The organism is Alkaliphilus hydrothermalis (genome assembly GCF_016908555.1).
In the GTDB taxonomy this organism is placed as follows: domain Bacteria; phylum Bacillota; class Clostridia; order Peptostreptococcales; family Natronincolaceae; genus Alkaliphilus; species Alkaliphilus hydrothermalis.
Map to the genome: position 1 here is coordinate 43,824 of NZ_JAFBEE010000004.1, position 20,347 is coordinate 64,170.

Consider the following 20,347-nt stretch of genomic DNA (forward strand, 5'->3'; position numbering starts at 1 on the left):
CTTAATATTCCACCATTGTCTTTGTAGACCATCCTAATACTCGGTCTCCACAGAACATTGCGTTGTTTTCCATAATGATTGACCCATCTTCTCTTACTGATGGTCCAAGTATCGGGTCATTATCCCATCCGCCTGATAATCCGTCTCTTGCTAAGGCTTGTAATTCTCCGATTACTGTTTCCATCGGTGGAAGCTCAATTAATTCTGATACATTTCCGCAGGAAACGATTGCATTTGCTAATTCATCTAGGGCTACTAATGGCTGAGACCCTCCGTCTCTTCCTGTACACTCATTTGTTATTCCAACTGTCTTTACCCCTGCTTTTTCTAGTTCTACAACACAAGCGATAAAGTCTGCATCTGGATTTCCATAGCCTTCTTCTGCTACAATAGCCCCATCTGCTCCTAAGCTCTTAGCAATTTGTGCTACAAATAAGGCAGATCGCTGTTTTTGCTCTAATGCTACGTTTAAGTTTGACAGGATTACTCCTAGGAAATTGATGGTTTTACCATGCTCTTGATATAGTCTCTTCATGGTTGGGTTGTTTTGCATATCATAGGTTGACCACTTTGATGAACAAGGCATAAAACTTCCTGAAATGATGGCTCCATCCATTAGTTCATTTGGATGCATAAAGGTTGGTACCATATGGTTCGTATCCCATCCATATACTAGGTCGTTATATCCTGATTCCTCCATCTGAGATTGCAACTGCATTACGTATACAACACTTGGCAATGCTTGTACTTCTGCAGTACGCTTAGTTACTGGCTCTAATTCAAATGTTTCTACTTCTTCTGGCTGTAGCTCTGCTACTACCTTTCCTAAATACTCTGCTAATCTCATACCTGCCCATCTTAAGGCACGGTTTTTCTTTTGTTGTTCTCTTTTTTCAAATTCCTCATCGGTATCCGCTACTAGGCATATGTTTTGTAACTGAGAGAAGTATGTATATTTAGCTCCTTCTCCACTCATGTCTATTAGACCATCTTGGAATCCACCCCAATGCTTTCCTACTACCAAAACACTACAACCCTTTAGGCAATGGGTTGTTCCATTTCCTGCCTGCATTAATTCATCGGTTACTCCTGGGAAAATGGTTCCTCCACCAATTCTGTGTCTAGGCTCAATTGCCTCCTTCACTGGTACAATTCTTGTTTTGTCTCCCGGTCTTGCAATTACAAGCTCTGCTTCAGTAATGTGCTCGTCTTCCCTTACTACTGCCAATGCTTCTTCCTTATTGATGGTTAGAACTCCATTTTCGTATTTTGTTTCTGTTCCGAATTGAATCTCTTTTACATGAAAATTTCCAAATTGTAGTTTCATATTTACATTTACACTCCCTTCTATAAAATAAATTACTGTTGTATTTATTACATCTAATGATGATATTATTATATCTCAAAATATTCAAAAAGTAAATCCGATTATTTTATTAACTTGATTATTTGTGCATATCCTGATAAATTATATTTTTTGCATCTGTATATCCATTGTGGTATAATAATTGTTAGGTTTTAAATATATGATACTTGCAAAATCAAGAATCTAATAAGATAGGTGACTTATAAATGAATAAAAAAGAGATTCAAAAACGAAGAATGATGAGTTATTTCATTGAGGCAACTAATCAAATTATAGAGGAAGAAGGAATGGCTGCCGTTACAGTTAGGAAAGTTGCTGATATAGCAGGATATAATAGCGCTACCCTTTATAATTACTTTACAGACCTAGAGCATTTAGCCTTCTATGCCTCAATTAAGTACTTAAAGGATTATGTGTTAGATCTACCAAACTATATCAAAGGAGCCACCAATCCCCTTGAGCGATTCTTGGAGATTTGGAGATGCTTTTGCTATTATTCTTTTAGTAATCCGCGAATATATCAGAGTATCTTCTTTAATAAGCATACCGATTCCCTTGAGGAGGCCCTACAGGAATACTACTCTATTTTTCCTGAAGAATTAGGAGAACAGACGGAGGATATTCTTCCTATGTTCCTAAAACGTAATATTTATGACAGAAATATCGCTGCCCTCAACTCCTGCGTTAAGATAGGGATCATCAAAGAAGAAGATGTTAAAGATATTAGTGAAATGACTTTGCTAATTTATCAAGGAATGTTTAATAGAGTACTAAATTCCCAGATTGAATACTCTATTGAAGAAGCAATTGAAAAAACAGTTAAATACATTCATAGGACCATCATGGGCTATAGTGATTAGCTCAATAAAAAATCCCCTAACTTCACAGTTAAGGGATTTTTTATTGATTTAAATTTTCAGGCCTAGCAAGGACTTGCTTCTTTAGCTATGAAACCAGCTTCAGCTAAAACAGACATTGCATCATTTATCTTTGCTTCATTAACCATCACGATTGGACCTGTACAACCCATTCCACTCTCTGCATAGATTCCTTTTTTCCAAAGGGCTTTTACTGCATCTTCTAAATCCATGATGTCGATTCCAGAAATAGAACCAGTTACTACCTCTGATGGAGGAGCTGTAACTTCTTCATCATCGGCAGAAGCCTTCTTAGTATCTTTTGTAAGGGACTTTAAAATTTCATCTAGCTTAGCCTTCTTAGCAGCTGCAAATTCTCTCTTAGCAACCTCTTTAAGATTTCCTCTTACAAGTGCAGCAGCGTATTGAATCGCTCCAGCTACTACTGGTGTTCCAGAAGCTCTTGAAAGGATCATAATTGTTCTGTCGAATCCTTCACCGATTCCTGGTCCGTACCCGTATCCTGATGCTTCATAGTCTCCACCTGTTGTGAAGGCAGAGAACATCTTCATAAGGATGTTTCCTGTTAATGTATCTTGGATCATAACGTCTGGTGTTCCAGCTAAAAGGTCATTCCCCCTCATAACTGCTCCACCGTCAGAACGGCCACTCTCTGTGAAATTAACTGTATATCCGTTAGCATTTAATTCCTTAAGAGCTCTTTCTACTTGTCTTGCTCCATCAACATTTAGGATTCCTACTGTTGGATTTTCAATACCTGTAGCTTTAGCAGCTATAATTCCGTATAGAGCATTTTTTACCATAGCCTCTGTACGGTGGGGAGAAGAAGTTCCTGTTGTTGTTGCAATGAACATTTCTTTTCCTTTTCCAGGTGTAATTACTTTTCCAACTGTTGATACTCCGATTGGGAAGTTGTAGTGCATAGTAACGCAAGCATCTATTGTTCCGTTGTCCAATAGTTCTTCCATTTTCTTGTGCATTTCATCTTCAGAGTTTACTTCTACTACCTGTAGCTTTGTATCTACCTTTGGTCCGATCAGAATTACTTCAAAGCCTCCACCACGGCTAGAAGCCAGTTCTCCACCCTTTACTAGGTTTTCTACTCCCTTTTCACTACCAAGAGTCGTTAAACCAATTCGAACAGGTTTAGAGAATTGACCAGTTTCCATAGCATCAGCAATATCATTAAATACTTTACCGATCATTTCTTTTAATACTTTATTTTCAGCCATTTAGTTCACCCCTATTGTAATAAGTGTGACGCAAAGTTTCTCATTGCTTCTGCGATCATCGTTTTTACTTCTGCTTCTGATACTCCTGTAGCTTTATCTCCTGTTTGACCATCATTCTTTTCCATAACGATAGAGATACCATCAAATTGGTTTGTCATTCTTCCTAAGAATAATGATCCTTTACCAACGATCATTGCTCTTTGGATTTCATTATTTAAGAAAGCATCTACAGCGTGACCTAAGTATGGAACCCCAGATGGGATATGTCCTTGAGTTGGAGCCCAACCTGGCATACCATGGTCATCACCGAAAGAAGCTACTTGTGTTCTTTCTAACTCACCACGTTTAACTGCAAGAGCAGCTATCATCTTGTAGTTAGCCTCTGGAACGTCTCCTGCTCCTGCTGGCTTAGTGATGTCTGGGTTTTGCATTTCTACTGAGTATTTATTTACATCAGTAATCTTTAAACCACCTTTATCTAATGGCTCAGTGATTAATGCAGTGATAACTGCCTGTGGAGAAGAACCAGTTCCAACCTTGTGTCTTCCAACTAGGTCAGTTCTTAACACTGGATGTACTCCGTCATTTTTGCTTACTAAAACCGCAAATCCACCAAGTACGTCTTCTAATACTGGCATTTCCTTCTTAACGTGGTCTTTACCGTTCATACCAAGCTTTGCAGTAGCTCCACCAGCAACGATTACTACGTTTTCAAATACACCAGATTGTACTAAAGCAGCTGCTTCGATTAAAGCATGAGTTGGGGCAGCACAGAATCCTCTTGTATCTGAACCTGTAGCATTAACAGCTCCAACCATCTCAGCGATAGCCTTCGCAAAGTTACCGCCACCTCTTTGGTTGATATCTCCGCAAGCCTCTTCTGAACACTCAATTACATATTCGATTGTTGTAGGATCAATGTTGTTCTTTGCAAGTAAGTTTTGGAAAGCAAGAGCTCCTGATGCCTTAACAACTAAGTTTTCAAAGATGATATGAGCATTTAAGTTAGGATCTATGTCATGGGCTCTCTTAACACAACCGATTAATTGCTCGTTGTGGTACAGTGCTTCAGCATGTTCTTCCTTAATGAACTTCTCGATTTCTGCCATATCGTCTCCATCCTTAAGCTTAGCAACCATAGCATCAGTCATTAAAGGATGAGCTTCCATTTTAGGCTTAACCATTGCAGTAAATTCTGCACTTAACTTAACTAAGTCAAAAACGTCTGAAATCTTTAACAGGGCAATGAATTCATCTTGAGGCATGATTTCTCCCTGCTTACCATTTCTTGTTGCCCCTTCAACCTTTTGTTGGAACCAAGGCATTGGATAATTCTTTAATTCCTCAGGCTTAATTGTACCAATGTAAGTCTGGTTTGGTGGGTAACTTACTACCTCTTCAAATGTACGGTAATAGTTAGTTAATTTCTTTAGGTACTCAGAATCTGGATTTACCAATCTTTCTGTTGTTTGAGTTGTACCATTGTGAGTAATCATATCTGGTGTATGGACTAATATGTATCCTGCACCTTTTACTACTGCATATGCCATGAGATTCACCTCCAAATAATTTAAACACGTTTAGCTTTATTTATATAAAAGAAACCGGTTGCTACTAACAACCGGCCTATTATATTTATTCAAATACAGTTTGTCCGTCTACTTCAGTTGTTAAAGCCTCTAAAGACTTCATAACAATTTTTCTTCTTAAGTTCTTTTCTTCTGCTGCATCTAATCCTGGGTTTCCTAATGGATGTGGGATTGCAATAGCAGGAACGATTCTGTTTGCTCCTACTGTTAAAGAGATTGGTACTACAGTACAAATGTGTACTACAGGGATACCAGCTCTTTCAACTTCTTTAACCATCGTTGCACCGCAACGAGTACAAGTACCTCAGGTAGAAGTTAAGATAACTGCATCTACACCATCAGCTATTAATTTCTTAGCAAACTCAGCAGCAAAAGCCTTAGAGTTAGCAACAGACGTACCGTTTCCTACAGTTGTGTAGAAATACTTGTAAAGCTCACCGATAGCGCCTTCTTTTTCTAAGTCTCTTAATACGTCAACAGGTAATACTCTATCTGGATCAATGTTAGCATAAACAGGGTCATATCCACCGTGGGCAGTTTCATGATCTGCTTCTGTTAAATCGCTGAAGTTAGAAATATCATACTCTCCGTATTTAGAAGCACTTGAAGACTCAATTCTATCTGGGTTGTTCTTTGGTACGATACCACCAGAAGTAACTAGGGCAATTTTAGCCTTTGTAATATCCTTAACTGCTGGCATTGGCTCTACTCTGTCGAAGTCTGGCATAGGATACTCTGTAACGAATTCCTCACCCTTTAGCTTCTTAAGAAGCATGTCCACGGCTCTCTTAGAACCTCTATCTTGAGCAAAATAATTCTTTCTGATTCCTCTAGAAATGTAATTGTCTTCTGCTGGCGAACCTACTTCTTCACCCTTTAATAACTTAAGAGCTAGCTTAGCCATAGCTGGCACAGCCTTTCTCATAGCTGCAGCAGAATCACCAGTTTCAATGATGTAGATACTCTTCTTGAACATATCTGCACCTGGGTTTTCAATATACATACCAGACATTACAGGAATTTGTAACTGGTCTTGAACCGCCTTAGCGATTGTACCACTTGCTACTCCATAACGGCCTGCGTTAAATGCTGGACCTGCTATAAACAAATCAGGATTATATCCCTTCACCATTTCAATGATGGCTGCTTGTGCTTCTTCAACGTTTTCATTGAAGTAAGAGTCACCACAGATGACAGTTGCCACGATTTCTGCTTCTTCAGCAATTGCAGCATTTAATGCCATACCTGGACCTACAACGCCTTCTCTAATTTCAGGCTTGATGTCCGCCTTTTCTTCTCCACCGATACCAGCGAAGAATTGGTTGATATAATGAACTACTCTCTTTTTGCTCATAGTTTCCCCCCTCTCTAAATTTTAACGGGAATGTTATTTTATAGGAATTAGTATTTTGAGAATTGGCTTCTGATGTCGTTCATTTCAGCTGAAATAGCATCTACATCAAGAACCATTTCCATCATACCGATTTGATCGTCGAATACAGTTGCATCAACGTTTTCTTTGAATTCAGCCTCTACAGCGTGTAATACTTTAAGTCCTAACTGGACTCCTGCTAAAGGACCTGCGAAAGTAGGGTCTCCTGCTGTTACAGTTTCTGCTGCTAATCCAGCAGATTCAGCTTCAGCTGCACCAAGAAGTACGATAACATTTTCAGCACCGAATTTCTCAGTAAAATCCTTAACTCTCTTTTGGTTTTCTAGGTCCATAGCGCCTGCAGCGGTTCAGACAAAACATTCTGTAGCAGAGAATAATACTTCTGCGCCAGTTGCCTTTAAACATTCTTCGATAGCTGGACCTGGGATTCCATCTCTATCGCCAATGATGATAACTTTCTTTCCATCAAATAAAGACATTCTAACCATCCTTCCTGAATTTTTATTTTTACCATTTTAATGGGTTTAATTTAGGTAACTATTAGTAACCTTTAGCAGATAACTTAACGAAACCTGTTTCGTTTGTAGCACCTGTGATCGCTTGGATTTCAACTTCAATACTACCGTCTGGTCTTAAAGAACCATCGAATCCTCCAGCAATTACATCTACGAATTTAGTTGTTCCAATTACTCTCTTCATTGGAGGTAATACGATTGTTTCGTTAGCGTTACCGTTTGTTACTACTGCATTAGCAGCAACATCAGCATCAGCTAAAGATTGCGAAGCACCATCTCTACCAGCATATTCGTCAGTTACGATAACTGTCTTAACGCCTTGAGCTTCGATCTTCTTGCAGTTCATGATCAGGTCAGTATCTGGGTTACCGAAACCTTCTTGAGAAACGATTACACCATCTAATCCTAAGTACTTACAAAGTTTTGCAGTCCAGTTAGATGATCTTTCTTTATCAGCAAGATATACGTTTTCGTTAGTGATGATTACACCAACAAAGTTGATTTCTTTACCGTGTTGCTCATAAAGCTCTTCGATGATACCGTTGTTCATATGAACATAAGATGGGTTCTTATCGCAAGCAGATACACAGTTTCCGCTGATGATTGCTCCATCCATAATCTCAGTTGGGTATAATAATGTAGGTACAATTTTCTTAGCATCTACACCATATACATAAGTATCATGAAGCAGTCCTTGTGTTTGAAGCATGTATACATATCCAATCTTTGGAAGATTTGGGTACTTTTGAACTGATTCTAATAGAGGCTCAGTTTCATATACTTTAACTTCGTCTGGTTGAAGGTCTTTAGCAATCTTACCTAAGTAAGCAGCAGCTTTAAAACCAATCATTCTTACAGCAGCTTCGTGGTCATATTGCTTTAAACCATCGATAGGCTCTGCGATTACTACAACGTTGTGTAGTTGAGAGAATGGAGTATACTCTGCACCAGGACCTGTCATGTCGATAATTCCCTCTTGGAAACCAACAATTTTACCAGCAGTAACAACCGCTACATTCTTTAATGCATGAGTGCGACCTGTTCCAACTGTATCAACCTTGCTTAAAACCCCAGGGAAAATTCCTCCTGGACCTTCTACTTTAACTCTTGGCTCGATAACATCCTTTACAGGTGTGATTCTAACCTCTTCACCTGGATGAGCCAATTCAACATCTATGCTTTTAATGTGCTCATCTCCACCAATTTCTTGGATCATTTCCTCTTTATTGATGTATAAAACACCATTTTCAACTTTAGTTGTGTCAGCGAACTGTACATCGTTAATAAAGATTTTACCTAATTCTAATCGCACAAGCTTCACCTCCCTTTATTTGTAACGGGCCTTTGCTAAGAAAGGCCCAAAATTAAAATACAGTAGTACTATACGTACTTCTTAATCATCGCCTCAATGTTGGCTTTATTTGCATCTTCTTTAGTTACCTCATCAATTTTTGCACCATCTTTGTAGATGCAGATTGTTGGTAATCCTAATACTTTCTCTTTGATGGCAAGTCTTCTTGCTTGAGTAGTATTAAGCTTTGTAAACTTAACTTGTTGGCCATATTGCTCTTCTAAAACTTCAATGTCTGGCATTAATGCTTTACAAGGCTCACAACCATCACTCCAAAAGTCTACTAAAACATATCCTTCTGCTTGAAGCACTTCTGCTTCAAATGTATCCTTATCGATTGCTAACATCCCTCTTCACCTCCTTAAAATAACCTTTTATAAAAAAGCTTATTCGTGGAATGTATGATCAATATATTTTTCAGCTTGAACAGCTGCAATTGCTCCGTCTGCCACAGCAGTAACTACTTGTCTTAAAGACTTAACTCTACAGTCCCCAGCCGCATATACGCCTGGAACGTTAGTCTTCATATTGTCATCTGTAATGAAGTAACCTGCTTTATCCATGTCTAAAAGACCTTTGAATAAATCAGTTTGTGGAAGGTAACCAACAAAACAGAAGATACCGAAAGTACCATCATCTTCATGGGCTTCGTATTCAGTAATTTCACCAGTTACTAAGTTTTCGAAAGTAACAGCTTCTACTACACCGTCTCCCTTAATTTCTTTAATTGCCGTATTCCACATAAAATCAATCTTTGGATTTTTGAAAGCTTTCTCTTGAATTGATTTTGCTGCTCTTAATTCTTCTCTTCTATGTACAATCGTTACCTTACGGGCAAACTTAGTTAAGAACATTGCTTCTTCAACTGCAGAGTCTCCTCCACCTACAACGAATACTTCAAAATCTGTAAAGAAGTCAGCGTCGCAAGTTGCACAGTAGGATACACCTTTACCAGTTAATTCTTTCTCACCTGGTACGCCCAATAATCTTGGACTTGCCCCTGGAGCAGCGATTACCGCTCTTGCATGGTAAGTATTCTTTTCACCTTGAATTACTTTAATTGGTTCATCAAAATTTACAGAAACTACAGTGTCCTTTTCCATCTCTGCACCAAACTCTTTACACTGTTCTACCATTCTTGCAGTTAGAGAAGGTCCAGATGCATGCTCAATAGATCCTGGATAGTTGGCAACTTCTTCTGTAGTTGCAATTTGTCCACCTGTCTTACTTTTTTCTAAAATTAGAGTAGACATTTTTGCTCTAGCTGCATATAATCCTGCTGATAAACCTGCTGGACCAGCACCAATGATGACAACGTCATAGATTTTTTCCATTTGCTATTCACTCCTTATTTAAAATAATTGTTTGTTATGTACTAAATCTATCAAAAGTCTAAGCAATAGACCATTTTGAAGAAAACCCTTTCTAGAAACCCTTCATACTTTCAATTCCACTATCTATTAAAGTACAGTCAATCTCCATAAAGTCCTCCAATATCCCTTCGTTCCATTGGGGCGGTCGCTTCATATTAATGAACTTTTCAGCCGTCTCTATGGCTGATTCTATAATCATTAAGGAGTCCATATCCAGTTTACCCTTTTCATTGGAAACCAACACACTTTTGTAAACGGTTTCATTTGGTTTTACACTACCAGATAGAGGATGAGTAAGCAACTTATGTCCTTCATGAATTTTATCTCGTGTAATCTTCAATACCTCCAACAGTGTTCCGTCAATGAATTCTAAATGAAATTTATCATTGTATTTATCTAAGACAACTTTGTTGTTGGTAATGATTGTAGCTTTCTTTTTCAATATTAACACCTCATTATAAGACATACCCACCTGTTTGTTAGATATCTCCAAGTTTCAAGAAAAATATACAATTATACAAAAACAAAAAACAGGAATAACTATGAAAACGCCTCTACCATAGTTGTCCCTGTTCTTAAAACCTGAGAGATTCTTTCCAGCTTACCCTATATAAGTAAGAAATAGAAATTGCTCCTTCGGTGCTCCCGCTTTCCAGAGTACTGTCCAAACACGGTCCTTTTGCCTGAGATGTTCACTAAGAATCTGGCGCAGTCCTTAGCTTGTTCCTTCGGCGCCCAATCCTAGTGGAATGAGTCTCTCCCGCATTTATCTTCCAGTAAATATATTGAATTATAATTTTTTTCAATGAATTTATGTATTGTTATTTCCTATTACAATACTCATTATATTATAGACCCTCGACAGTGGCAACACTTTTTATTATGAATTTAATGTATTTTTTTATCGTAATTTTTATTATTTTGTATAAATGAGCATTTTGCACTGTTAAAGGCATATCAAAACCCATGAACCAATAACGATTTTAAATTTTCACAATATTGGACTGATGGTTTTATACCCTGCTTTTAAACCATACCTGGATAATTCCATTGCCTTAAAACTTCATAGACTACTATCGCTACAGTGTTGGATAGATTTAGAGACCTTGCTTTTTCATGCTGGAACATTGGTATACGAATACAATTATCAGGATTTGCTTCTAGAATTGACTTTGTAATACCTGTAGTCTCCTTCCCAAACATAATATAGCAATTTTCTGGGAAATCTACGTCACTATATACTGTCTGGGTCCTTGTTTCACAGTAATAGACTTTTGCATTTGGGTTAGCTACTAAAAATGCTTCATAATGATCGTAATACCTTAAATCCAACAAGTCCCAATAATCCAATCCAGCCCGTTTAACATGTTTTTCATCTAAAGAAAAGCCCGTGGGTCCAATTATGTGTAGTATGGAATTGGTAATCACACAGGTTCTTGCGATATTGCCTGTGTTTTGCGGAATCTCTGGCTCAAATAAAACCACGTTTAATGGCATGTGTTTTCCTCCTACTATATTTATTTAGGTTTATTTAATATTTAATATTTATTATTTATTAGTTATTAATTAGTAATTAGTAATTATTAATTAATAATTATTGAATACTGACTATTTTGCCCTCACAGCTAAGCGTCGGCGGTGTAATGTCGATTTTACAGCCCTCATTTAAAAGATGAATAGCGGTATTTTTAGCTGTAGTAGTTTGCCCCATATTTGTGTCTAACATTTCTATACTCATTCCTGTAGTCTAAATAATGATTTCCTGGACAATAAATAAATTATACCATATTTCTTAACTAGTATAGGTTTTTTGTGTGTTGATTTTTAGGTTTATTGGTCCTTTTTCGCTTTTTTAAAGGATTTTATTGCTATCCATCGACTACATAAATATAAATACTTTTTAAGTTATTTAAATTACTTGATATATTTCTTCAAGAGGTTTATAATTGTAATCGCAAGGAATAATAAATAATAGAGTTATTATTTATATAGACTAATGCAAAGGAGGAGGCTAATTTAAGATATGGACGTTAAACCATTGAAAAAACTAAAATTATACGGTTTTAATAACCTAACTAAAACCCTAAGCTTTAATATGTATGACATCTGTTATGCCAAAACTGTGGAAGATCGGAAGAATTATATTGAATATATAGATGAACAGTATAGTGCTGAGAGATTGACCAATATCTTGACTAACGTAGCAGACATTATTGGTGCCAACATATTAAATATTGCAAAGCAAGACTATGATCCCCAAGGTGCCAGTGTTACCATGCTGGTTTCAGAAGGCTTAGTAGCTTCCAATGAAAATCACGGCGAAGAAGATCACAACAGTGAAGCCCCAGGACCTTTACCAGATGGTGTAGTTGCCCATTTAGATAAGAGTCATATTACAGTCCATACTTATCCAGAAAGTCATCCCGATGAAGGTATCAGTACCTTTAGGGCGGATATTGACGTTTCTACCTGTGGACATATTTCTCCCCTAAAGGCTCTAAATTATCTGATTCATAGTTTTGATTCTGATATTATGTATATTGACTACAGAGTTAGAGGCTTTACTAGAGACGTGACTGGTAAGAAATTTTTCATTGATCACAAGATTAATTCTATTCAAAACTACATTGCTGGTGAGACTAGAAATAGATATCAAATGATCGACGTGAACGTATATCAAGAAAATATCTTCCATACCAAGATGATTCTTAAGGAATTTGATTTAGATAACTACCTATTCGGTATTACCAAAAAAGACCTATTGCCTGGTGAAAAAAAGAAGATAAAGCAAAGATTGAAAAAAGAGATGGCAGAAATCTTCTACGGAAGAAATATTCCAAAAGTATAATTAAACGGTTACAGTTTATCTGTAACCGTTTTAAATTTTTTGAGTTCAGTATTATTAGCAAACTAATTCGTTTATTTTTGATGATATTTTGGTATGATTATATTATAGATAATCAAAGGAGGTCACCAAATGGCTAAATTGGAAGCAAAGATTCATCACCTTTTCCACAGTGGTTTTGCAGTTGAAACCTCTAATCATTTTGTAATTTTTGATTATTACCTAGATGAAGTACTTGAAGGGCAGACCAGAACTTTAGAAAATGGCGTTATTACTGCTGAACTATTGAAGGACAAGAAAAATGTACTGGTACTTGTTACCCACAATCATAGGGATCACTTTAATCCTGTAATTTTCCAATGGCAGGATGCCAACCCCAATATTTCTTATATCTTTGCAGATGAAATTGAGATTCCTTCCCACATTAAAAACGCTTATACCTTAAAAGTATATGAGTCTGTAGCGATAGAGGATAAAACGCTAATTAAAGCCTACGGCACCACCGATAGAGGAGGCTCCTTTATGGTGGAGGTGGATGGTCTACACATTTATCATTCAGGGGATTTAAACTGGTGGAACTGGAAGAGCTTCACTGAAGAGCAACAAATTAAAGAAGAAGAAGATTTTAAGTTTGAGGTTAATAAAATCACAGAAAAAGTTGATATTGCCTTTGTTCCTGTTGATCCACGACTTGAAGAATCATTCCATCTAGCAGGTCAATATTTTGCCCAAGTTTTACAACCTAAACTATTAGTCCCCATCCATTTTGGAGACCAGTACCATATTACAAAAGAATTTTTAGATAAAATGCTCTGTCACTCAATCCCTAGCGCTTTAATTCAACAGCGGGGACAGATGATTCAGTTTAGTAAGAATTTGCCTCATCCTGCCTGTTGCAGAGGTAAGATTTAAAGTAAAAAAACGCCAGCTACCGGTACGTATACAAAAATACGTAAGGTTGCTGGCGTTTTGCAGTGTTCTTATTGATAGATTACTAACTTCACAATCTCACAATCGGAAAACAACCTCATTGGGGGACCCCATGTACCTGTTCCAGAAGTGGTATAGATATGACCCTCTCGATATTGATATAGTCCATAGGCATATCTATAAAATAAGTTAATCATCAAACTTAATGGTAGTATTTGCCCCTTGTGGGTATGTCCTGAAAGCTGTAAATCCACCCCCATTTCCACTGCTTGACGGAAGAATAATGGCTGATGGGATAGTAATACATTGTAGTGACTCTCTTTTGATTGGGACAAGACTTGTTTAAATAATGGCTTGTTATATCTAGCCACCCCTTCATCCAACCCCAGTAATTGCAGTTCATCATTCACTTCTATCCCTTGATTCATTAGTAGCTTAATATTAGCCTTGCCTAAAAAGGTTTTATACTCCTTCATTCCCCTATAATGGTCATGGTTGCCAGCTATTGCATACACCCCATATTTGCTCTTAAATTCCCTCAGTAGAGCTTCAAATCTTTCAACATATTTGTACTCATCATCCACCAAGTCTCCTGTTATCACTATAACATCTGGTGATAATTTATTTACCTGCTGCACCATTGACCTTACCCATTTCAGTGATGTCATCATCCCTAAATGTATGTCGGATAATAAAACAATGCTTAGATCACGATCTAGTTTAAGCTTTTTACTTTGAATCTTAACCTCCTTCACCACTGGCCCCTTTGATACTTTGTAAATAGACCAAAATATTGCTATAACAATGACACCTAGACTAATAGGAAAAATCACTGGATTATACTTCCTACCTAAGAATAATAATATGATGTCCTTTAATAAAAAGATGCTTAAAGCCGTGGATATAATCCCAAACCACGTATTCCCAATATATGAAAGCCTATAAACGGGAAATTTCATCTGGAGAAATCGGCTAATGATAAAAACTGAACCTAACGTAATAAAAAGTATCTCTAAGAATAACTTACTCCCCTCCACTAAACCAAAGCCCATCATTAAGTTGTCATAAACATAATAGTTCATGCCAGTATAGATCGTTGTCATAATTGTAAGAAATACCATGAAGGTTGCTATTTTCTTCAATCTACTCCCCCCTTGTATGTTATATTTGCTCAAATTCCTATCCGTATAATCTAGTAACTTTCATTTAAGTTACATTTTAGATTCTCGTCTTTGCCCTCTATTATCATACTATTCATCTTTGTTTTTTTCTTACAGTAATAATTGTCCAACAGACATATTCAAAGTATAAGGAATTTTTAACCAATAATCAAGTTGACTAACCGCCATCACTTTAGAAGCCAATACATTCTAAAATAGAAAAAACAGCAATCCCTACGCATATAGAAATACGTAAAGTTGCTGTTGGTTTTTACAATACGGTGCACTTTTAACTATCTTACTGCTCTATTACTCTAGACTGTGCTTCTTACTCCATCTTCTCCCCATCATCTATCACAATCTGTCCCTCAAATACATACGCATTATTCATACCCACTACATCCCTAAAGAAGCTTAGAGGAACAAAGGTGCTACCGTCCTTGATTTCTGGAGCAGAGCCCAACTGAATAGGGGCAGTTTTCATGTAGGTATAGTAGTCTTTTCCTATTGTTAAGGATATCCCTTTTCCCATCATGACCCGCTTGTTTTCTCCATCCCATTTAATCTCATACCCTAAAGATTCAGCTATACTTCTTAGGGGAACCATTACAAAACCTAATTCATTCATATAGGCAGCTGAAGCTGGTATTATACTATTCTCAACAATGATCTCCATAGTAGAAAAATCCATACCCATTTCTAAATCCTCATCAATAGGTTCCTCCCCCACTGGCACTGCTTTTTCTGTCAATACCACAATCTTATTTGGAGTCGTTTGGGCTGGAATACTTCTTGTGGTAATATCATAAAAGACAACTAAATCTCGATCTGCTAGACTACCTTCAAAGACACTACCATCCTCCATAACGATTTTAGTATCCTCCGATACATTTAACTTTAAGGACTGATCTCTACTGAGGAAGCCCTTGTCAAACTCATCTACTTTTATAGCTCCTTCCAGTTCTCCTACTACTGCAACCCTTGCATTGTATTGTGCTGGATAAATCATAATCATTGGAGCAAAAGCATCGTAAAAACCAGTAAGTTTTACTCCTTCTTTAATCTCTGTAGCATTCACAACGTATGTATCTTGAGAAATGATGATATTAGCTACACCTCCCCTTTCATCCTCCACCAAAAACATTTTAGCCCCCTCAATACCCCCGTGTTCCCTTATTTCTTTGACAGTACCTGTAAAGCAATTGAAATGGGCTTGTTGAGATTCGCTTATCTCCGTGGTTACTACAGTACTGTTCTGATCCGCTCCATCCTTAATAGCTGAATAGGGTTGTATGTCAGCAGCAAAGCCACTTGTGGTAGCAGTAAGTAAAATTGATGCTGAAAGTAGTCCCACCATTACTTTGTTTGATTTCATGTTGTATTCCCTCCTATTTATTTCTTGTGTTTTTCTTATTCATTAATTAGACGTAGAGACAAATTAATTTGTTTCGTATCATATCAAATAAAATATAGATCTACTAGTCTGAAATTTATGATAAATAAAGGAGCTACAGAAATCTCCCTATTTCCGTAGCTCTTCTCACTAGCAAATCCTTCATTATAAGGTTTATATTAAAAATGATTATCATGAATACTCTTTTATTTAACCACAATATTATAGATTTTATCTGGTACAAAGATTTCCTTCACAATCCTTTTATTTGCAATAGCTGAAGATATTGATTGCTCCTCCATCACTTTTGATTTGACATCTTCCTTCTTTGCCCCTCTTGCAAGCGAAACCTTTCCCTTTAGTTTCCCATTGATTTGTACCACGATCTCCACTACTTCATCAATGGTTTTAACCTCTTCCCATTTTGGCCACTGGGCTTTATAAACAAAACCGTCAAATTCTAATTCTTGCCATAGTTCCTCCGTAATATGGGGGGCTACTGGATTTAAAAGGATTAACAGAATTCTAAAATCCTCCTTTGTAATTGAGCCAAGATCATAAAAATCATTTACTTGACTCATCATACTGGCAACTGCTGTATTGAATTTCAATTGTTCAAAGTCTTCACTGACTTTTTTAATGGTTTTATGAATATTCCCCTCTAACTTCTTTGATAACTCAGTGTCCTCAGTTAAAATAGTTTGAAGTTTCCATACTCTATCTAAGAATCGCCTACAGCCCTTTAATCCATTGTGAGACCAGGGAACACTTTTCTCAAAGTCACCTATGAACATTTCATAGATCCTAAGGGTATCGGCTCCATACTCATTTACCAAGTCATCTGGGTTGATTACATTTCCTCTGGATTTTGACATTTTTTCATTATTCTCCCCCATAATCATTCCGTGGGAAGTACGTTTTTGATAGGGTTCTGGAGTGGGCACGATGCCACAATCATATAAAAATTTATGCCAAAATCTTGAGTAAAGTAGATGTAGGGTTGTATGCTCCATACCCCCATTATACCAATCAATAGGAGTCCAATAATCCAAGTTTTCCTTACTGGCTAGTTCCTTGTCATTGTGGGGATCTGCGTATCTAAGGAAATACCATGAAGAGCCTGCCCATTGGGGCATTGTATCCGTTTCCCTTCGACCTTTACCACCACATTTGGGACAATTTGTTTCTACCCAATCAGTAACATTAGCTAAAGGAGATTCCCCATTGTCGGTGGGCTCATAACTTTCCACATCTGGTAGTAGTAGTGGTAGTTCTTCTTCAGGTACAGGAACCCAGCCACATTCTTTGCAATATATCAATGGAATCGGCTCACCCCAATATCTTTGACGTGAAAATACCCAATCCCTCAGCTTGAAATTAACCTTCCTCTCACCAATCCCCTTTTCCTCTAACCAACTGCTGATTTTTAGCTTTGCCTCTGACACCGATAATCCATCTAAAAATCCTGAATTCACCATCGTATCCGCTTCCGTATCTGTAAAGGCTTCTTCTTTGACATTTCCTCCAGCTATCACCTCAATAATGGGCAAATGAAACTGATTGGCAAACTCCCAATCTCTGCTATCATGGGCAGGGACAGCCATTATCGCTCCTGTACCATAGGACATCAATACATAATCCGATACAAAGACTGGAATGTTTTCTCCAGTAACGGGGTTAGTCGCTTCAATCCCCTCTACCTTCAATCCTGTTTTCTCCTTTACCAGCTCTGTTCTTTCAAATTCTGATTTCTTATTGGCCTCTTCTCGATAGGCTTCTATCTCTGCCATGTTCCTAATATTTTTCTGTAGTTTTTCGATTATTGGATGATCTGGTGCAATAACCATATAGGTGGCACCAAATATTGTATCTGGTCTAGTGGTATACACTTTTATTCCATCATCTTCGGTAACAGAAAAATCAACCTCCATTCCCTCAGATCGGCCAATCCAATTCTTCTGCTGAATCTTTACCCGTTCAATATAGTCAACAAGGTCTAAATCCTTAATCAATTTCTCAGCATACTCAGTAATCTTTAACATCCATTGATTCTTTACTTTTCGGACAACTTCCCCTCCACAGCGTTCACATCCACCGTTTACGACTTCTTCATTTGCAAGTCCCACCTTACAATCGGTACACCAATTGATAGGAATTTCTTTTTTATAGGCTAACCCCTTTTCAAACAGCTTTAGGAAAATCCATTGGGTCCATTTGTAATAGTTGGGGTCTGTTGTATTGATCTCCCTTGACCAATCAAAGGAAATGCCTAAAGATCGCACCTGTTCTTTATATCTAGCAACATTTCTCTCCGTCACAATAGCAGGATGAATCTTGTTCTTGATTGCATAGTTCTCCGTAGGCAGACCGAAGGCATCCCAGCCAATGGGATATAAGACATTATAACCCTCTAGTCTTCTTTTTCTTGCCACGATATCCATTGCTGTGTAGGGACGGGGATGACCTACATGTAGCCCCTGTCCAGACGGATAGGGAAACTCGATTAATGCATAAAACTTTGGTTTAGTTTTGTCTTCTGTTGTTTCAAAAGCTTTATTAGACTCCCAAATTTCATGCCATTTTTCTTCTATATCACTGGGAATATACTGTTTTTCCATTGCCATTAATAGATCACTTCCTTTTTTGATTTATTTAAGTAATATTATCAAAAACTAAAAAAGGACCATCACCTCAAATCTAGAGGCGAAGGGTCCGCGGTACCACTCTAATTGATGACATAGATTAACACTATGTCATCCACTCAAAACCATAACGGGGTCAACCGATTAGAATTACTACTATTTCATTCTAATAGCTCAAGGACGAGTTCAGCACAATTGTTACTACTTCCCACCAACCAGTAGCTCTCTGAAAACAAATAAGTAACCTACTACTTCCCATCGTTGCGTTTTATATTATTGTTTCTAAACATACTACCAAAATATTCTTTATATGTCAATAATATATTTTTGTTATGAGAATCTAATCCTTACAAGTCCCCTTGCACTTACATTTTTCACCTTTTTCTTTAATCTTCTTTATGAAGATGTATTTATGTCGATCATTCTCACCATCACTGCCCAATGGAACAATATGATACAGTTTGTATCCTGCATCCAGTAGCTTTTTGGTTGCATCGGCAATATGTTCTCCTACATCTACTATATCGGTAATTCGACCATTGATGGGTGTGGCTATTGCTTCCTTTACCACCATATTACTTACTTTTAAAAACTGAACACTATACTTCAACTTAAACACTCCCTTTTATAACATCCTATGGAAATTTGGAAAATAGTTTCCGTATTTTTCTTTTCAACCAAAATTGGGTAAAGATTAATTTAATTACAATTGTTTTTTACCTGTTTTTTCATGTTATTATGTGGGATTGATAAAGTATAGTGGAAAAGCTATTATTCATTTACAAGCTAAGGGTAGAGGTGCTTATATGCTTTTATTTTTCCTCAGCGAAACTACATGAATACCTTCATCTTGTTTCCAGTCAGCAAAAAAGACATCCTTTATTTCATCTACCCCGAAGGTTTTAACTTGATTCTCCAACCATTCCCGCCCAAAACCAATGACCTTCAAATTGTCCTCTAATACCTCCCCATCAAGGATTAAGTTGATGGGCATATACATAGGTTTGTCAGGTAGATTTAAATCTTCAAAAGTCGGATTGTTATACTTAGACTTTTTTAGAACACTAATGTTTCCACTCTGCTCCAAAATAGCAAATTCAATCTCCCGTATAGAAAAGGCATCTTTTTGCCTTAGAATACTTAACAGCTCATTGATATCTAGTTTTTCTTTTTTAATGACGTTAAAATCAATTTGTCCATTCCTTATAATGATGGCTGGGTCCCCTTCGAGAAGTTTTCGTGTTTTTCTGTACTTCTGGGTTATACTTTCAACTACATACATCAATGCCCCCCACAATGCTAAGGCATATATTACACTCCAGATTTTCACTTCCTCATCGTATAGGGCATTTCCAACCAACTCCCCTAGAATAATAGCCGATATAAAGTCAAAGGGAGTGATCTCATTAATTTGGGTCTTTCTGATGACTTTAGTTACTGCAAAAAGAGCAAAAAAACCTGTCACCAGTTCCAGCGTTAATTGAACAAAGGGGGAGTCAAGCATATATACACCACACCTCTTTTTTATCTGTTTTTTAAGTAGATTTGCAAATCGTTGGGTATAGTATATGAAACTCTTTGGATTTTAAACCATTATAACTCAATTGTTTTCAAATTCACGTACGCTTACCAATAGAGCTATCCCCTCATGCAATAGGACAATAAAAAAACTCCCTTTGA

At 37.2% G+C, this 20,347-nt stretch carries 18 protein-coding genes, 1 riboswitch and 1 other annotated feature; of the genes, 3 read left to right on the top strand and 15 right to left on the bottom strand.

Annotation, left to right across the window (positions count from 1 at the left end; translation table 11 throughout):
* Position 1 precedes the first annotated feature (1 nt).
* On the bottom strand, positions 2-1,327 hold the full coding sequence (locus JOC73_RS04350; protein ID WP_204400642.1) for a glycine/sarcosine/betaine reductase component B subunit: 1,326 nt from the start codon (positions 1,325-1,327) through the stop codon (positions 2-4).
* Between the two features lie 245 nt (positions 1,328-1,572).
* On the opposite strand from JOC73_RS04350, the gene JOC73_RS04355 reads away from it, so the two are divergent.
* Positions 1,573-2,226: a TetR/AcrR family transcriptional regulator gene (locus tag JOC73_RS04355; RefSeq protein WP_204400643.1), complete on the top strand. Its 654-nt coding sequence runs from the start codon at positions 1,573-1,575 to the stop codon at positions 2,224-2,226.
* A gap of 62 nt (positions 2,227-2,288) precedes the next feature.
* Here the strand turns inward: JOC73_RS04355 and grdD are convergent, their stop codons facing one another.
* From grdD to JOC73_RS04400, 9 genes are all read right to left on the bottom strand, one after another.
* Positions 2,289-3,476, bottom strand: coding sequence for a glycine/sarcosine/betaine reductase complex component C subunit alpha (gene grdD / locus JOC73_RS04360; protein ID WP_204400644.1), 1,188 nt, complete (start codon positions 3,474-3,476; stop codon positions 2,289-2,291).
* A gap of 11 nt (positions 3,477-3,487) precedes the next feature.
* On the bottom strand, positions 3,488-5,026 hold the full coding sequence (grdC, locus tag JOC73_RS04365) for a glycine/sarcosine/betaine reductase complex component C subunit beta (RefSeq protein WP_204400645.1): 1,539 nt from the start codon (positions 5,024-5,026) through the stop codon (positions 3,488-3,490).
* A gap of 85 nt (positions 5,027-5,111) precedes the next feature.
* Positions 5,112-6,419, bottom strand: a complete 1,308-nt coding sequence (gene grdB / locus JOC73_RS04370) for a glycine reductase complex selenoprotein B (protein ID WP_204400646.1) — start codon at positions 6,417-6,419, stop codon at positions 5,112-5,114.
* Between the two features lie 47 nt (positions 6,420-6,466).
* Positions 6,467-6,937, bottom strand: coding sequence for a glycine/sarcosine/betaine reductase complex selenoprotein A (gene grdA / locus JOC73_RS04375; protein ID WP_204400647.1), 471 nt, complete (start codon positions 6,935-6,937; stop codon positions 6,467-6,469).
* Positions 6,938-6,998: 61 nt separating this feature from the next.
* The gene (locus JOC73_RS04380; RefSeq protein WP_204400648.1) at positions 6,999-8,285 is read right to left on the bottom strand and encodes a glycine/sarcosine/betaine reductase component B subunit; all 1,287 of its coding nucleotides are present in this window, start codon (positions 8,283-8,285) and stop codon (positions 6,999-7,001) included.
* Positions 8,286-8,353: 68 nt separating this feature from the next.
* Positions 8,354-8,671, bottom strand: a complete 318-nt coding sequence (gene trxA, locus JOC73_RS04385; RefSeq protein ID WP_204400649.1) for a thioredoxin TrxA — start codon at positions 8,669-8,671, stop codon at positions 8,354-8,356.
* Between the two features lie 39 nt (positions 8,672-8,710).
* The gene (gene trxB, locus JOC73_RS04390) at positions 8,711-9,658 is read right to left on the bottom strand and encodes a thioredoxin-disulfide reductase (protein WP_204400650.1); all 948 of its coding nucleotides are present in this window, start codon (positions 9,656-9,658) and stop codon (positions 8,711-8,713) included.
* Positions 9,659-9,749: 91 nt separating this feature from the next.
* Entirely contained in the window at positions 9,750-10,139 is a 390-nt protein-coding gene (locus JOC73_RS04395; RefSeq protein WP_243427856.1) for a GrdX family protein, read from the bottom strand.
* A gap of 219 nt (positions 10,140-10,358) precedes the next feature.
* Positions 10,359-10,470: riboswitch (glycine riboswitch) on the bottom strand.
* 253 nt (positions 10,471-10,723) lie between these two features.
* A complete protein-coding gene (locus JOC73_RS04400) occupies positions 10,724-11,194 on the bottom strand; it encodes a tRNA (cytidine(34)-2'-O)-methyltransferase (RefSeq protein WP_204400652.1) in 471 nt (156 codons plus the stop codon).
* Between the two features lie 526 nt (positions 11,195-11,720).
* Between JOC73_RS04400 and speD the strand changes: the two genes are divergently transcribed.
* Together speD and JOC73_RS04410 are read left to right on the top strand one after the other, a co-directional pair.
* A complete protein-coding gene (speD, locus tag JOC73_RS04405) occupies positions 11,721-12,545 on the top strand; it encodes an adenosylmethionine decarboxylase (protein WP_204400653.1) in 825 nt (274 codons plus the stop codon).
* Positions 12,546-12,674: 129 nt separating this feature from the next.
* Positions 12,675-13,454 carry an MBL fold metallo-hydrolase gene (locus tag JOC73_RS04410; protein ID WP_204400654.1) on the top strand — a complete coding sequence of 260 codons (780 nt, stop codon included), beginning with the start codon at positions 12,675-12,677 and terminating at the stop codon, positions 13,452-13,454.
* 68 nt (positions 13,455-13,522) lie between these two features.
* On the opposite strand, the gene JOC73_RS04415 is transcribed toward JOC73_RS04410, so the two are convergent.
* The 5 genes from JOC73_RS04415 to JOC73_RS04435 form a co-directional block, all read right to left on the bottom strand.
* Positions 13,523-14,614: a metallophosphoesterase gene (locus JOC73_RS04415; RefSeq protein WP_204400655.1), complete on the bottom strand. Its 1,092-nt coding sequence runs from the start codon at positions 14,612-14,614 to the stop codon at positions 13,523-13,525.
* A gap of 346 nt (positions 14,615-14,960) precedes the next feature.
* Positions 14,961-16,007, bottom strand: a complete 1,047-nt coding sequence (locus tag JOC73_RS04420) for a copper amine oxidase N-terminal domain-containing protein (RefSeq protein WP_204400656.1) — start codon at positions 16,005-16,007, stop codon at positions 14,961-14,963.
* A gap of 224 nt (positions 16,008-16,231) precedes the next feature.
* Positions 16,232-18,643, bottom strand: coding sequence for a leucine--tRNA ligase (leuS, locus tag JOC73_RS04425; RefSeq protein WP_204400793.1), 2,412 nt, complete (start codon positions 18,641-18,643; stop codon positions 16,232-16,234).
* Between the two features lie 78 nt (positions 18,644-18,721).
* Positions 18,722-18,938: a binding site (T-box leader), on the bottom strand.
* Positions 18,939-19,007: 69 nt separating this feature from the next.
* Positions 19,008-19,277: a hypothetical protein gene (locus tag JOC73_RS04430; protein WP_204400657.1), complete on the bottom strand. Its 270-nt coding sequence runs from the start codon at positions 19,275-19,277 to the stop codon at positions 19,008-19,010.
* A gap of 192 nt (positions 19,278-19,469) precedes the next feature.
* Positions 19,470-20,171 (bottom strand): DUF421 domain-containing protein, encoded by a 702-nt coding sequence (locus JOC73_RS04435; protein WP_204400658.1) that lies wholly within the window; start codon positions 20,169-20,171, stop codon positions 19,470-19,472.
* Between the last annotated feature and the right edge of the window lie 176 nt (positions 20,172-20,347).